We start from the raw sequence: 14,648 nt of genomic DNA, 5'->3' as shown, positions 1-14,648 counted from the left end.
GCTCTCACGCGATCCGCAGCGGAAGTTTTTCCAGCCCCCGCAGGCTGAACGACGGCACCCGCCGCTCCTCGGGCCCTGCCTGTTCCAGCACCGGGAAGCGCGTGATCAGCTCGCGCAGCGCCGCCGCGGTCTCCACCCGGGCCAGCAGCCCGCCGACGCACGCGTGCGCACCGCGGCCGAAGCCGAGGTGTGCTTTGCCCGAGCCGCGGTCGAAGCGGAGCTCGTCCGGGTCCGGGTAGCGTTCCGGGTCGCGATTCGCGGCGCCCAGCAGCAACATCACCGTGCTGCCCTCCGGGATCACCGTGTCGCCGATCGGATAGTCGCAGGCGGTCACCCTGGTCGCGGTCTGCACCGGGCTGTCGTAGCGCAGCAGTTCGTCCACCGCGACGTCGACGAGCGACGGATCGGCCCGCAGCTGCGCGAGCCGTTGCGGAGCGCGCAGCAGGGCGAGCATTCCGTTCGCGATCAGGCTGACTGTGTTGTGGTGCCCGACCATCAGCAGGAACACGCCGTTCACCAGCAGCTCCGGCAGGCTCATCCGGCGGTCGGCGCGCATTGCGGCCACCCACCGGCTCAGCAGGTCGCCGCCGCCGCGCCGCCGGACCAGCCGGCCGAAGTACGCGCCGCATTCGCGGGTCGCCTCGGCTCCCGCGGTCCGGGCCTCCTCGGTGAGCAGCCAGTCCGGGTCCGAGACCGCGCCGAACGCGCGCGACCAGCGCTCCAGCAGCGGCCAGTCCGGCTCGGGGATGCCGAACAGCGTGCCGATCAACGAGATCGGCAGCGGATAGGCCAGATCCGCGACCAGGTCGACGACGCCGGGCGCGCGGGCGGCCAGCCGGTCGACCGCGGTCCGCGCCGCGGCGGCGATCGCCGGGCGCATCCGCTCGACCGCGGCGGGCAGGAACTCGGCCGAGACCGCGGTGCGGATGCGCGGGTGGTCGGGCGGGTCCAAAGCGTTGAGCGGCAACGGGAACCGCTCGTCGATGCCGCGCGAGCGGAAGTACTCGGCGTATCCGGCGCCGCGGGCCAGATCGCAGCTGAGCCGCGGGTCCCGCAGCCCCGCCGCGACGTCCGCGTACCGCCCGGCCAGCCAGACCCCGGTTTCCGTGCGGACCGCCGCGCAGCGGCGGATCCCGGCCAGCCGCGGGTACGGCTGGTCCGCGTAGCCCGCGGTGACCGCGTGGTCGAAGAAGTCGCTGGCGTTCATATTCGCGTCCCCAGGAAGTGGCGGTGCACGGACCGGTCGTAACACGATGTCCGGCGGAACCGTTCCATCATCCCGGAAAGGGCGGCCGATTGTGAAAATCGTGGTGACCTGCCAGCCCGCCGTCGGGCACTTCCACGCCGTCGCCCCGCTCGCGCGCGCAGCCGTGCGCGCCGGGCACGAGGTGGTGGTGGTCACCGGGCGGGGCATGGGAAAGTGGGTGCGCGACGGCGGTTTCGACGTGGTCGAGACCGGGCCGGAGTGGCTCTCCGGACGGCCGCGCGCCGGGTCGTTCGACAACGAGAGCCGCCGGCTCCGGCTGATGAGCATGGGCACCGCGGCCCTGCTGCCCGGGATCGTCGACGCCCTGCGCACGCTCGGCGCGGACCTGCTCGTGCACGAATCGCTGGAATGGGCGGGCCCGCTGGCCGCGGACGTCGCCGGGGTTCCGTTCGCGTCGCTCGGCCAGCTGCCGCGGATGCCGCGGGCCTTGCAGGCCGAAGCGCTTGCCCGGCCGTGGAATTCGGCGCGGGAACGGCTGGGCCTTCCGGCCGACCCGAAGCTGGAGCGGCTGTGCCCCTACCTCTACCTCGACGCGTATTTGCCGAGCATGCAACCGCTTTCCGAGGATCCCTTGCTGTGGTTCGGGTCGCGGGAAGAGGACGCGATCGCGCATCCGGTCCGGCCGCCGCTGTGGCAGGCCGCCGCCGCGACGCTGCCGGACTGGCTGTCCGAACCGGACGGACGGCCGCTGGTCTACGTGACCATGGGCACCGCGTTCAACACCGAGCCGGAATTGTTCGCCACCGTCGCGAACGCGTTGCGCGGCGGGGATTTCCGGGTCGTGCTGACGGTCGGCAAGGGCGTCGACCCCAGCGGGCTGGACGGCGACGGAGTGCACGCGCTGGAGTACCTCCCGCAGTCGCAGGTGCTGCCGAAGGCGGACGCCGTCGTCCACCACGCCGGCTATCTGACCACCGTCGGCGCGCTCGCGCACGGACTGCCGATGGTGCTGCTCCCGGTCGCGGTCGACCAGCCCTACCACGCGCACCGGCTCTCGGCCGCGGGCGCGGGAATCCGGCTGGACGCCCGGAAACTGACCGCCGGCCTGGTGCGGGCCGCGGTCGAGGAGACGCTGCGCGAACCGCTCTACCGGGCCAATGCGAACCGGCTGCGCGCCGAGCTGTGGTCGATGCCCGCCGAGGAAGAGGCGGTCGGCCTCCTCGAAACGCTGGGCGCGAGCGGCGAACCGGTCCGCCGCGACGACGCGCGGGCGCCCGTGGCATCGCCGAGTTAGGTCTATCCCGCGGATTTCCACTGGACAGAGGAGTTGGACATGGATGCGGTTGCCGGAACCGAGCCGGTCGCGGCCGGGCTGCCGGTGCGGCGGGTCCTGCTGACCGGGGCCACCGGACGGGTGGGCGCGCGGTTCCTGCCCCGGCTCAAGCAGCTGGGCGCGGAAACGCGGCTCATGGTGTGGAGCCCCGGCCCGGGAGTGCGGGGCAGCGCCACGATGATCGTCGGCGACCTCGCCGACGCCGGCGCCTGCCGGGCCGCGGTCGAGGGCGTCGACGCGGTCGTGCACATCGCCGCGGCTTTCCAAGGGCTTCGGCCGGACCAGTCCGAGGACGTGAATTTCCAGGCGACCCGGCAGCTGGCCACGGCTGCCCGCGACGCCGGGGTGCGGCGGTTCGTCCAGCTCAGCAGTTCCCTGGTCTACGCCGACGGGGCCGGTGCCGCGGCCGAGGACACCCTCGTGCGCGAAAGCGCGGCGGCGAGCTTCCCCGCGGCCAAGCTGGGCGCCGAGCGGGCCCTGTCCACTGTGGACGGACTGGAAAGCTCGGTGCTGCGCTTGGCGTTCACCTACGGCGAGGGAGATCCGCACCTCGCCGAAGCGATCAGCTGGGCGCGGCGCGGCGGTACGGGGCGGATGCACCTGGTGCACCACGCCGATGTCCGGCAGGCGATTCTGTGCGTCCTGACCGCTCCGAAACTGCCGCGCCGGGTGTACAACGTCGCCGACGACCGTCCGGTCGAACCGGCAGAATTGCTCGCTGCTGCAGAAGGATTCGCGGTACGGGGGCAGGTCGAGGAAGGTGCGGTGACGGAGACGGAGCCGGGTGCGCAGCCGTTCGGGCGAGTGCTGGCCGCGGAGGCGATCCGGGAGGAGCTCGGGTTCGCGCCTGAATTCCCGGGTATCGGCGCGGCTGCGGAGAGGGGGGCGTTGTGAGCGTGCTCGACGTGTACAACCCGGCCGACGGTTTGGTGGCCGGGCAAGTGCCGGTCTGCGACGAAGCGCGGCTGGGAGAGGTGATCGAGCAAGCGCATCGGGCCTGGCCGGCCTGGCCCCCGGAGGCCCGGCGGGAAGCGCTGCTCGCGGCGGCGAAAGCCGTGTCGGCGCAGGCGCGTGCGCTCGGCGAGCTGATCACCCGCGAACAGGGGAAGCCGCTGGCGATGGCGGTGGCCGAGGCGTTCGCCGCCGCGGCATTTCTCCGGTACAACGCGGGCCTGGCGCTCGAGCCGGAGGTGCTGCGCGACGATCGCCGCGGCTACGCCGAACTGGTGCGCCAGCCGCTCGGGGTGGTCGCGGCCGTGACCCCGTGGAACTTCCCGGTCGCTGTCGCGGCCGCCAAGCTTGCCCCGGCGCTGCGGGCGGGCAACGCGGTGGTGCTCAAGCCGTCCCCGTACGCGCCGCTGGCGACGGTGCGGCTCGGCGAAATCCTGGCCGAGGCGCTGCCGCCCGGACTGTGCACGGTGGTCTGCGGCGACGGTGCGCTCGGCAGCGCCTTGGCGACGCATCCGTTGGTGCGCAAGGTGAGTTTCACCGGATCGACGGCGACCGGCCGGGCGGTGGCCGCGCAGGCCGCCGACGGGATCAAGCCGGTGCTGCTGGAACTGGGCGGGAACGACGCCGGGATCGTCCTCGACGACGCGGACCCGGCCGCACTGGCCGAGCAGGTGTTCTGGGACAGTTTCGCGAACAACGGCCAGGCCTGCGTGCTGATCAAGCGGCTGTACGTCCCGCGGTCGCGGGCCGCGGAGTGGGTCGAAGCGCTGGCCGCGCAGGCGGATTCGGTCGTCGTCGGGGACGGGATGGTCCGCGGCACGCAGCTCGGCCCGGTGAGCACCCCGGCACAGCACGAGCGGATCGCCGCGCTGGTCGACGCGGCGCTGCGGGACGGGGCGCTGGCCGCCGCGGGCGGGAAACCCGGCGAAGGCCCCGGCCTGTTCTACCCGCCGACGATCCTGGCCGGCGTCACGGACGGCATGGCGGTGGCGGCGGAGGAACAGTTCGGCCCGGCGCTGCCGGTGCTGGCCTACGACACCGAGGACGAGGCGCTGGCGCGCGCCAACGAGAGCAGCTTCGGCCTCGGCGGCTCGGTCTGGTCGGCCGACCCGGAGCGGGCGTGGCCGCTGGCCCGCCGTCTCGAATGCGGCACCGCGTGGGTCAACGCGCACGCGGACTTCGCGCCGGACCAGCCCTTCGGCGGGCTCAAGCACAGCGGGATCGGGGTGGAGAACGGGACAGCGGGCCTGCACGAGTACACCGCCGCGCAGGTCCGCTGCCGTCCGGCGGATCAGGTCAGTCCGCTGTAGAACATCGCGCCGATCACCGCGTGGTCGTTCTGCGGCAGCCGCGCGTGCGGCGTGGCCCGGCCGACCAGCGCGAGGCACTCCCGCGGCTGGTAGACGAAATCCTTGCCGCCGCGGGGGAACTGCCCCTCGGAGACCACCCACTGCCCGAGCGAGCTCGCGGTGTCGGTCGCCTGGTCCAGATAGGACCGCATCGGGCCCGCCTCGCCCTCCACAGTGAACAGCAGCGACACCTCGCAGGTCGGCATGTCGGTGTGCACGCCGAGGAAATCGCCCTTGCGGTAGCGCAGGTAGGTGCAGCGGGTCGGGTACATCGCGCGGCCCATCCGCCTGCTCACGTCCGCCACCAGCACCGGGTCCTCGTGGATCTGCACGAGCGTGGGGCCCGCGCCGAGGTACATGTTGCTGGACTTGCTGGTGAGCGCGTCGTGCAGGACGTCCCAGCCGGGATCCGGGCCGCCGGCGAAGGCCATTCCGGCTCCGGGGTCCAGCTCGTCCAGTTCGGCCGCGCACCGGCGCAGCGTCTCCGCGGAGACGAAATCGTCGATGTGCCACCAGAACGAGTCGTTGTCCAGTTTGGCCAGATAGGCGTCGCGGCGGCGGGTGGACTCGGCGAGCAGCCGCGCGTAGTCCTCGTCGTCGCGTTCCCCCGGCGCGCGGACCACCCGGCCCTGCAACGCCTTCGTCACGAGCGGGCCCTGCGGGAACATCGCGTCGTAGCCGTCGGTGAGCGGGGCGATCCCGGCGCTTTCGAAGTCCATCGCGGACACCGCGGGCCCGCCGCCGGACACGATCAGCTTTTCGAAGAGGCCGATCGAGGCGGGCGGGTCGTCGGAGGCCCCGAGATGGCGGCGGATGCGCCACCGCCGCCATTCGAGCTCGACCTCGTTGACCCGGAACCGCGGCCACCGGTACTTGCCGCCGGCGTCGTGCAGGAGTGCGCGGACCGGGCCGGCGTCGATCTGCTGGTTGAGTGCGGCCGACATGGCCACAGCTTCGGGAGAAAAGGTCGGCATGCCCCCAGTTTCCCGCTATGGCAACGAAAAGTCAGCAGCGTGCGACGTCAGGAACTGAGCAGCGCGACGACGTCGGCGGCGCAGCCCCACGAGTACATGACGCCGCTGCCGCCGTGGCCGTAGTTGTGCACGACCACCGAGCCGCCGTCGCGGTCGGCTTCCAGCCGGACCTCGTCGCGGCCGGGCCGGAACCCGACGCTCGCCTCCAGCAGCTCCGCGCCCGCCAGCCGCGGCTCCACCCGCGCGCAGCGCTCCAGGATCGCGGCCACCTCGGCGTCGGACGGTTCGGGGTCGTCCCCGCCGGTCTGGACGCCGCCGAGCACGACGTGGTCCCCGTGCGGCAGGTAGGTGGCCCACTCCGGGTTGATCGGGGCCTCGAGGAAGAAGGTTTCGAGCCCGGGGTCGGCGACGACCACCTTGATCCCGCGCACGGGCTCCACCCGGTCGTCGGCGGCCAGTTCGCGCGCGGCCAGCCCGGTGCAGTTGACCACTGCGGGGCACTCGGCGCTCGCCTCGGCGAGCGACGCCGCCGGCCGCACCTCGAGGGTCCCGCCGCCCGCCTCGAACTCCGACCGCAGGTGCCGCAGGTACTTCGGGGTGTCGACGATCGGCAGCGTGACCCAGAATCCGGTGCCGTAGCCCTCGGGCAGTTCGGCGGGCTCGCACAGCCGGAACCCCTCGGTCTGGTCGGCGCCGGGCGGGACCGCGCCCGCCGGACGGGCGGCCAGCCTGCCTTCGAGCACGCGCACGCCGGGCGGCGCGGAGCGGAGCCGGCGCAGGGTCTCCTGCTGCCAGCGGTGCCCGGGGGAGCCGGGCGGGTCGAGGTTGGGCCCGACCATCGCCGCGGCCTTCGTGGAGGTGGTCTCCTCCGGCGGCGCCGCGGTCCGGATCCGCACCCGGCTCCCGGCCTCCTGCAGGGCCAGCGCGGTGGTCAGGCCGATGATCCCCGAGCCGAGCACCAGCGCGTCGGGCGCTGCGGTCATGTCAACCTCCCTGGAGCCGACCGGCTCCTTCCCGCGGGAGGTTCCCGTCGGCGAATCGTCGCCACAGTTCGCGGCGCCGCGGCTTCCCGCTGGTCGTGCGCGGGATCGTGCCCGTCGCCGCGGACAGCATGATCAGCTCGGCGCCCTCGGCCAACCTTGCCAGGTCGGTGCGGGCCAGGTCGAGCAGCGCGGGGTCGGCGTGTTCCGCGACGACCACCGCCACCTGCGCCCCGTCGACCGCCCCCAGCAGCACCGCCTGCTGCCGCCGCGGCAGTCCGTGCGCTTCGAGCGCCGCTTCGAGGTCCTCGGCGAACACCGGTTTCCCGCGCACCTTCATGCTGTCGCCCATCCGGCCTAGCACGTAGAGCTGTCCGCCGCTCAGGAAACCCGCGTCCCCGGTGCGGACCGCGCCGCCGTCGAACCGGGTCGTCTGCGCGACGGCTCCGGCGTGGTAGCCGTCCGCGACCGAAGGCCCGGCCACCGCGATCTCGCCGACGCGGTCCTCCGGCAGCGGATCGCCGCGATCGTCCAGCACCGTCACCGAAACGCCGGCCAGCGGGCGGCCGCAGCCCACGAGCGTGACCGCTTCGCCCTCGTCGGCGGGCCCCGTCCCGGCCGGGACGATCGAGCGGGCGGTCCACCGTTCGTCGAGCCGGGAACCGGTGACCGCGAGCGTCGCCTCGGCGAGGCCGTAGGCGGGCAGCAGCGATTCCGGGGCGAACCCGTACGGCGCGAGCAGGTCGGCGAAGGCCCGGAGCGTCGGCTCGGCCACCCGCTCGGCGCCGACGATGACCGCGCGCCACTCGGAGAAATCGCAGCCGGACAGTTCGGCGGGCCGGACCCGGCGCAGGATGTGTTCGAGGCCGAACGTGGGCATCGCGGTCAGCCGCGCGCCGGATTCGCCGAAGCAGCGCAGGTAGCGCGAAGGCCGCCGGAGGAACTGCTGGGGCGAGCACAGCCACAGGTCGGTCTGGTGGGTCACCGGCGTGAGCAGGCAGCCGATCAGGCCCATGTCGTGGTGCATCGGCAGCCAGGACGCGGTCGGGTCGTCCGGCTCCATCGCCAGCCACTCCCGGATCGCGCGCACGTTCGCGGTGAGCGCGGGGAACGGGACGCGGACGCCGCGCGGGCGGCCGCTGGACCCGGAGGTGAACTGCAGCATCGCGAGGTCGGCGGCGGGGATCGGCGGCACCGGTCCGCCGCCGGGCGCGCCGTCGAGCAGCACCGGTTCCGGGCCGACCGCCTGGCGCACGGTCTCGGCGAATCCCGGTGCGGTGCAGACGAACCGGGGCCGGGCCGTCTCGGTCAGCGAGGCCAGCAGCGTTCGCCACTGCGCGAGATCCTGGCCGAACAGCGGCGGGCTGGCGGGGGCGGGCACCGCGCCGGCCAGCATCGCACCGAAATACCCGGTGAGGAAACCGGGTCCGGTCGGTTCGACCACCAGCACCACGTCGCCGCGCGCCGCGCCGCGCTCCAGCAGTTCGGCGGCGCGCGCGTGCACGGCGGCGGCCAGCCGCGGGTAGTCCCAGCGGCTCCACTCTTCCTCGTCCCCGGCGAACCGGATCCCGGCGTCCGGCCGCGGTTCCCACAGCCACCGCAGGAGCGCGAGCCGGTCGGTTCTCGGTGCGTCCATGCGGCAATCGTCGCGCACGGGCGTCCCGCGCGTCTCGCGTGCAACCGGGCCGCCCGACGTTGCGGGTGCCGCGACCGGTCCGGCACCGTTCCCTGCGCGCGTCCCGCGCTCGCCGCGGGCGCCCGGCGGGTGTCCGACTGGGGGATTTCCCCACTTGCACGTCCCGCCGGCAGTCCTCCAGGGAGGTAGTCAAGTGTCGCGATCGGACGTCGTCTGCGGGCTCAAGCTCACCCATGACGGTGCGGTGGCGGTGATCGGCGGCACCCGGCTGGTGGCGTCGGTCGAGGCGGAGAAGATCGGCAACCGGCCGCGGCATTCGGCGCTCGACGACGCGGCGGAGATCGTGCGGGAGCTCGCCCGCAACGGATTCGGCCCGGACGCGATCGACCGGGTCGCGGTCGACGGCTGGGCGGCCGAACAGAACGGTCCGCCCGCCGTCGGGTTCACCGCGCTCGACGGGCAGCGGATCGCTCTTCCGGTGGCCGGCTACGCCGACGAACCCGGCCCGGCCGCGCCGCCCGCGGCGTTCTCCGGGACGCACCCGGTGCTGGGCGAGCGGGGGCCGCGCGGCTACGCCGGCTACACGCACGCCACCGACCACCTGCTGTCCAGTTACTGCACCAGCCCGTTCGCCAAGGAAGGCCGCGCGGCGCTCGGCATCGTCTGGGACGGCGGGATGCCGCCGTTTCTCTACCTGGTCGACCCGCGCGAGTCGGCGATCACTCCGATCGGGACGCTCACCGGCGTTTCCGGTGCGCTGTACCCGGTTTTCGCCTCGCACTTCGAGCCGTTCCGGGTGGACCGGCGGACCGCGGACCCGGACCGCCGGTTCGGGATGGAGGCGCTGTTCCCGGTGTCGGGCAAAGCGATGGCGTACGCCTCGCTCGGCAAGCCGATCGAGGCGGCGGTCGACCGGTTCGAAGAGGTCACCGCCTCTACCGCGCCCGCGACCACCCCGATGCGGTGCTACCAGTGGAGCGCGGAGGCCCTGCGCCGGGTGCGCCCGCTCGGGCTGTCCGACGCGGAACTGCTCGCCTCGTTCCAGGAAGCGCTCTACCGCGGGCTGGAACGGGGCCTGCGCGAGGTTTTCGCCGCCCGGCCGGAGCTGGCCGGGCTGCCGCTGTGCGTGTCCGGCGGCTGCGGGCTGAACATCAAATGGAACGCGCGGCTGCGCGGCAGCGGCCTGTTCCCGGACGTGTGGGTGCCGCCGTTCCCCAACGACGCCGGGTCCGCGATCGGGGCCGCCTGCGCCGAAATGGCGCGGACCACCGGGAAATTCGCGCTGGAGTGGACGGAATTCGCCGGACCGTCGGTGCGCTGGGACGGCGCGGTGCCCGACGGGTGGTCGGCGCAGCCGTGCGACGTCGCCGGACTGGCCGCGCTGCTGGCGCGCACCGGGGAGCCGGTCGTGGTGGTCACCGGCCGCGCCGAGCTGGGTCCGCGGGCGCTGGGCAGGCGCAGCATCATCGCGCCGGCGACCGACCCGGCGATGCGGGATCGCCTCAACGAGATCAAGGGCAGGGAGTCCTACCGCCCGGTGGCCCCGATCTGCCTCGAGCACCGCGCGCCGGAAGTGTTCGATCCCGGCACCAGGGACCCGTACATGGTGTTCGACCACTCGATCCGGCCGGGCTGGCAGGACCGGGTCCCGGCGATCGTGCACGTCGACGGCAGCGCCCGGCTGCAGACCGTCGGACCGGACAACCAGCCCGCGCACGAACTGCTGTCCTGCTACGAACGGCTGACCGGGATCCCGGTGCTGTGCAACACCAGCGCGAACTTCTCCGGCCGCGGCTTCTTCCCCGACCCGGGCTCGGCGATGAGCTGGGGCGGCACCTCCTATGTGTGGTCGGAAGGCACGCTCTACTGCCGGGACGGGCGGCAGTGAACGGCGAACTGGCCCCGCTGAGCGCGGCAGGGGAGAAGCTGGCCGGGCTCGCACACCGGCACGCCGCGGAGTTCGAGCCCGAGGCCGCCCGGCACGACGCGGAAAACTCCTTCGTCGCCGAGAACGTCGAAGCCATGCAGGCGAGCAGGTTCCTGGCCGGGACGGTGCCCGAGAGCTTCGGCGGCCTCGGCGTGACGTCGCTGCACGACCTCGCGGTCGCGGTGTCGCGGCTGGCACGCGGCTGCCCGGCCACTGCGCTGTCGGCGAACATGCATCTCGGAGCCGCGCTGCTGCTCGCCCGCAGCGCGGACGCGCCCGGCCTCGACCCGGCGCACCAGCGCGGCCTGCGCGGTCTGCTCATGCTGCTCGGCCGGTGCCGGCTGGTGCTTTCGCACGCGGGCACCGAGCCGGGCGCGAGCCTGTTCGCCCCGGCGACCGAGGCGGTGCCCGGCCCGGACGGCTACCGGGTGACCGGGCGGAAGTCCTTCGCCACCAACGCCGAAGTCGCCGACGTGTTCACGGTTTTCCTGCGCGTGCCCGGCGCCGACGGCGAACCGCGCGCGGGCACCGCGATGATCCGCCGGGACACGCCGGGTCTGCGCGTCGAACGCACCTGGGACGCATTGGGCATGCGCGGCACCGGAAGCCACGACGTCGTGTTCGACGACTGCCCGGTCCCGGCGGACGCGGTGCGGGTGCGCGGCAGGCTCGGCGTCGCCTCGGCCGAGGAATGGATCGGCGTCCTCGCGGTGAACTACCCGATGCTGGGCGCGTATCTCGGGATCGCCGAAGCCGCGGCCGAACGGGCGCGGCAGGCGGTGCGAGCCAGGGCGCGGCCGGGTTCGGCCGAGCAGCTGGCCGAACTGCGGCTGCTGCTGACCGGGGCCCGGTCGGCGCTGTCGCGCACCGGGCAGCTGCTGGACGAGCACCTCGCCGGGCCGCTCGGGGACGGCGAAGCCGAGCAGCTGATGGCGGAATTCCAGTGCGCCAAGCTGATCCTCAACCGGGCCGCGGTGGACGCGGCGGACCTCGCCATGGCGGTGGTCGGCGGCCGCTCCTACCGGTCCGGCGACCCGCTGTCCCGGCTCTACCGCGACGCCCGCGCGGGCGGGTTCATGCAGCCGTTCTCGCCGGGCGAGGCGCGCGCGTTCATCGGCGCGGCCGCGTTGGCCGATCCGCGCGAAAAGTGTTGATGCACAGAGGTTTTCGCTGACGCCGGAGGTTCGTAGGATCACCGTGTGACGACGCGAACCGAAGCGGAGGTCCGCAGCCAGATCCGGGAGATCGTCCTCGAACTGGCTCCGGGCTCGCCGGAAGAGACATCCACCGACCCGATGCTGGTCGAAGAGCTCGAGTACCACTCGCTGGCGCTGCTCGAGCTCGCCTTCGCCCTCGAGGACGAATTCGACCTGCCGCCCATCGACGAGGCCAGCGTGCAGACCATCAAGACGGCGCGGGACATCGAGGACTACGTGCTGAGCCAGCTCGGCAAAGCCGGGTCCGGAGTTCCCGCCGAGCCCGCGCCGGCGGAGTGAGCCCGCGATGGCCGGGCAGGAGATCGTCTGCGGCCTGAAGGCCACCCACGACGGAGCGCTCGCCGTGTTCGAGGGCGACCGCCTGGTGTTCTCGGTCGAGGCCGAGAAACTGGAGAACCGGGCCCGGCATTCGCGGCTGGCGGAGATGTCCGACGTGGTCGCGCTGCTGGCCGCGCACGGGCTCGAAGCGGGCGATCTCGACCGGGTGGCGGTCGACGGCTGGGTGCAGTCGGGCGACGGCCGCAACGCCGTGGAGGTGCTGCACAACGGGCCGCATCTGCTCGACGTCGCCGGGTACAGCGTGCTCGGCTCGCCGGAACAGCCGCTGGACGCGCTGGTGCGCACCGCGGGCAGCGGGCTGCCGATCGGGGAGAAGACCTTCGAGTACTCCAGCTACACGCACGCCACCGGGCACGCGATGGCGAGCTACTGCACCAGTCCGTTCGCGAAGACCGGCGAACCCGCGCTGGTGCTGGTGTGGGACGGCGGGATGCCCGCCACCGTCTTCCGGTTCGATCCGGATTCGGCCTCGCTGCGCTCGTACGGCGCGGTGCTGCCGGTCGCCGGCTCGCTGTACCCGATCTTCGCGTCGTTGTTCGACCCCTTCAAGGTTTCCGGGAAACAGCGCCGGGACAAGGGAGAGTTCGGCGATTTCGCCCAGCTGGAGGCGCTGCTGCCGGTTTCCGGCAAGGCGATGGCTTACGCGGCGCTGGCCGAGCCGGACGAACGCGCGGTCGAGCTGATGATCGAGCACACCGCGAAGGCCGGGCAGATCGGAGTCGCCGGCGCGTTCGTCTGGAGCCACCGGGTGCGCGCCGCGCTGGCCCCGCTCGGCTTGTCGGACGCTGCGGTGCTCGCTTCGTTCCAGGAACACCTTTTCCGGCTGCTGCTGCGCGGATTGCGCGACGGCCCGGTCGCGCGGATGGTCGCCGACGGCCTGCCGCTGTGCCTGTCCGGCGGCTGCGCGCTGAACATCAAGTGGAACGCGCAGCTGCGGGAGAGCGGCGTCTTCTCCGCGGTGTGGGTGCCGCCGTTTCCCAACGACGCGGGTTCGGCCATCGGCACCGCGTGCGCGGAACTGGTGCGCACCACCGGGAATCCGGCCGTGCAGTGGTCGGTGTTCTCCGGTCCGGACGCCGGGCCGGTGTCCGGGCCCGAGCCGGGATGGCGGGAGCGCGAGTGCCCGATCGAGGACGTCGCCCGGCTGCTGCACGAGGTCGGCGAGCCGGTGGTGCTCGTCAGCGGACGTGCCGAGCTCGGCCCCCGCGCGCTCGGCCACCGCAGCATCGTGGCCCCCGCCGCGCCCGCGGCGGTGCGCGACCGGCTCAACGAGATCAAGCTGCGGGAGTCCTACCGTCCGGTCGCGCCGATCTGCCTCGAAGCGCACGCGCCGGAGATCTTCGACCCGGGCGTGCCCGATCCGTACATGCTGTTCGAGCACCAGGTCCGGGCGCAGTGGCGCGAGCGCGTGGCCGCGGTGGTGCACTCGGACAACAGCGCGCGGCTGCAGACGGTCTCGCCGGAACACCCGCTGCTGTACCGGCTGCTCACCGCCTATCACGCGCTGAGCGGGGTTCCGGTGCTGTGCAACACCAGCGCCAACCATCCCGGCAGCGGCTTCTTCCCCGACGCCGCTTCGGCGATGCGCTGGGGCGGGACCCGGTACGTGTGGTGCCGCGACCGGCTCTACCACCGGCCGGACGCGCCGGTGCCGGACGCGCCGTGACCGGCCCGCCGCGCCGGGCGCAGATCTCGCAGCGGCTGGAGATGCTGCCCCCGATCGCGTTGCGGGTGGCCGCGACGCTCGGGCTCGCCGACCTGATGGAATCCGGACTGTCCGATGTGGAGGAACTGGCCGCCGCGGCGGGCTGCGACGCGGACGCGCTCGGCCGCCTGCTGCGCTACCTGGCGCAGCTGAACGTGTGCCGGGCCGAGGACGGCGGCTACCGGGTGACGCCCGCGGGGCGGCTGCTGCGCAAGGACCATCCGGCCGGGCTGGCCGGATGGCTCGACCTCGACGCGGCGGGCGGGCGGATGGACCTCGCGCTGACCGGGCTGCTGCACGCGGTGCGCACCGGGGAACCGGGCTACGACGCGGTGTTCGGCCGCTCGTTCTGGGCGGATCTCGGCGCGGACGAGAACCTGTCGGACTCGTTCGACCGGCTGATGGCGGGCAAGGCCGCCGCGGTGGCCGCCGAACTCGCCGCGCACGCGGATTTCTCCGGCGGCGGCGAGGTGGTCGACGTCGGCGGGGGCAGCGGGCAGACGCTGGCGGCGATCCTGCGGGCCCATCCGGACCTGCGGGGCTGCCTGTTCGACCAGCCCGGTCCGGTGCGCGCCGCGCGACGGACCGTCGAAGCGGCCGGGGTCGCGGCGCGGTGCCGGCTGGTCGAGGGCAGTTTCCTCGACGGCGTTCCGGCGGGCGGCGGGGTGTACCTGCTGGTGGACATCCTGCACGACTGGGACGACCGGACCGCGGAACGGATCCTGCGCGCTTGCGCGGCCGCGGCCCGTCCGGGCGCGCGGATTCTCGTCGTCGAACGCATTCCGGACGAGGACATGGGCGGCGACGGCGCGGCCGCGGATCTGAAGATGCTGGTGCTGTTCGCCGGGCGGCAGCGCAACGCCTCGCGGCTGCGGGAACTCGTTGCGGCAGCGGGGATTTCGCCCGGAACCGTGCAACTGCTTCCGTCCGGATTCTCGGTTTTCGAGGGTAGAGTCGAAGCATCGGCGATCGCCGGCTGAATTCCGCAGAAAACACACTTGTCGCGAAGAAATCCGGGAATGTGAGTGCG

Annotated in this window: 12 protein-coding genes; 8 read left to right on the top strand and 4 right to left on the bottom strand. The window is 73.3% G+C overall.

Translation table 11 applies throughout. The annotated features are described in order from the left end of the window. Positions 1-4: 4 nt before the first annotated feature. Positions 5-1,207 (bottom strand): cytochrome P450, encoded by a 1,203-nt coding sequence (locus ACZ7OI_RS14730; RefSeq protein WP_470264700.1) that lies wholly within the window; start codon positions 1,205-1,207, stop codon positions 5-7. 91 nt (positions 1,208-1,298) lie between these two features. On the opposite strand from ACZ7OI_RS14730, the gene ACZ7OI_RS14725 reads away from it, so the two are divergent. The 3 genes from ACZ7OI_RS14725 to ACZ7OI_RS14715 are packed head-to-tail and all read left to right on the top strand — an operon-like array spanning position 1,299 to position 4,801. Then, entirely contained in the window at positions 1,299-2,501 is a 1,203-nt protein-coding gene (locus tag ACZ7OI_RS14725) for a glycosyltransferase (protein ID WP_470264699.1), read from the top strand. Positions 2,502-2,540: 39 nt separating this feature from the next. Further along, a complete protein-coding gene (locus ACZ7OI_RS14720; RefSeq protein ID WP_470264698.1) occupies positions 2,541-3,434 on the top strand; it encodes an NAD-dependent epimerase/dehydratase family protein in 894 nt (297 codons plus the stop codon). Next, on the top strand, positions 3,431-4,801 hold the full coding sequence (locus tag ACZ7OI_RS14715) for an aldehyde dehydrogenase family protein (protein WP_470264697.1): 1,371 nt from the start codon (positions 3,431-3,433) through the stop codon (positions 4,799-4,801). Before ACZ7OI_RS14720 ends, ACZ7OI_RS14715 begins: the two co-directional genes overlap by 4 nt. Here ACZ7OI_RS14715 and ACZ7OI_RS14710 read toward each other — a convergent pair. Genes ACZ7OI_RS14710 through ACZ7OI_RS14700 form a run of 3 tightly spaced genes read right to left on the bottom strand, consistent with a single transcriptional unit; the run spans position 4,783 to position 8,430 of the window. Continuing rightward, a complete protein-coding gene (locus tag ACZ7OI_RS14710) occupies positions 4,783-5,814 on the bottom strand; it encodes a hypothetical protein (protein WP_470264696.1) in 1,032 nt (343 codons plus the stop codon). The two genes, ACZ7OI_RS14715 and ACZ7OI_RS14710, sit on opposite strands and share 19 nt — an antisense overlap. Before the next feature lie 47 nt (positions 5,815-5,861). Next, positions 5,862-6,797 (bottom strand): FAD-dependent oxidoreductase, encoded by a 936-nt coding sequence (locus ACZ7OI_RS14705; RefSeq protein ID WP_470264695.1) that lies wholly within the window; start codon positions 6,795-6,797, stop codon positions 5,862-5,864. 1 nt (position 6,798) lies between these two features. Continuing rightward, complete coding sequence (locus ACZ7OI_RS14700; RefSeq protein ID WP_470264694.1) at positions 6,799-8,430, bottom strand: AMP-binding protein; 1,632 nt, start codon at positions 8,428-8,430, stop codon at positions 6,799-6,801. 193 nt (positions 8,431-8,623) lie between these two features. Between ACZ7OI_RS14700 and ACZ7OI_RS14695 the strand changes: the two genes are divergently transcribed. Genes ACZ7OI_RS14695 through ACZ7OI_RS14675 form a run of 5 tightly spaced genes read left to right on the top strand, consistent with a single transcriptional unit; the run spans position 8,624 to position 14,598 of the window. Continuing rightward, entirely contained in the window at positions 8,624-10,318 is a 1,695-nt protein-coding gene (locus tag ACZ7OI_RS14695; protein ID WP_470264693.1) for a carbamoyltransferase N-terminal domain-containing protein, read from the top strand. Next, on the top strand, positions 10,315-11,511 hold the full coding sequence (locus ACZ7OI_RS14690; RefSeq protein ID WP_470264692.1) for an acyl-CoA dehydrogenase family protein: 1,197 nt from the start codon (positions 10,315-10,317) through the stop codon (positions 11,509-11,511). Before ACZ7OI_RS14695 ends, ACZ7OI_RS14690 begins: the two co-directional genes overlap by 4 nt. A 45-nt stretch (positions 11,512-11,556) precedes the next feature. Next, positions 11,557-11,853: a phosphopantetheine-binding protein gene (locus tag ACZ7OI_RS14685; RefSeq protein WP_067588350.1), complete on the top strand. Its 297-nt coding sequence runs from the start codon at positions 11,557-11,559 to the stop codon at positions 11,851-11,853. Positions 11,854-11,860: 7 nt separating this feature from the next. Continuing rightward, positions 11,861-13,579 (top strand): carbamoyltransferase N-terminal domain-containing protein, encoded by a 1,719-nt coding sequence (locus ACZ7OI_RS14680; RefSeq protein WP_470264691.1) that lies wholly within the window; start codon positions 11,861-11,863, stop codon positions 13,577-13,579. After that, positions 13,576-14,598, top strand: coding sequence for a methyltransferase (locus ACZ7OI_RS14675; protein WP_470264690.1), 1,023 nt, complete (start codon positions 13,576-13,578; stop codon positions 14,596-14,598). Before ACZ7OI_RS14680 ends, ACZ7OI_RS14675 begins: the two co-directional genes overlap by 4 nt. Positions 14,599-14,648 lie beyond the last annotated feature (50 nt).

The organism is Amycolatopsis sp. NPDC114503 (genome assembly GCF_055633655.1).
Note: the sequence above shows the minus strand (reverse complement) of the source record. Positions and strands in the feature narration are given on the sequence as shown.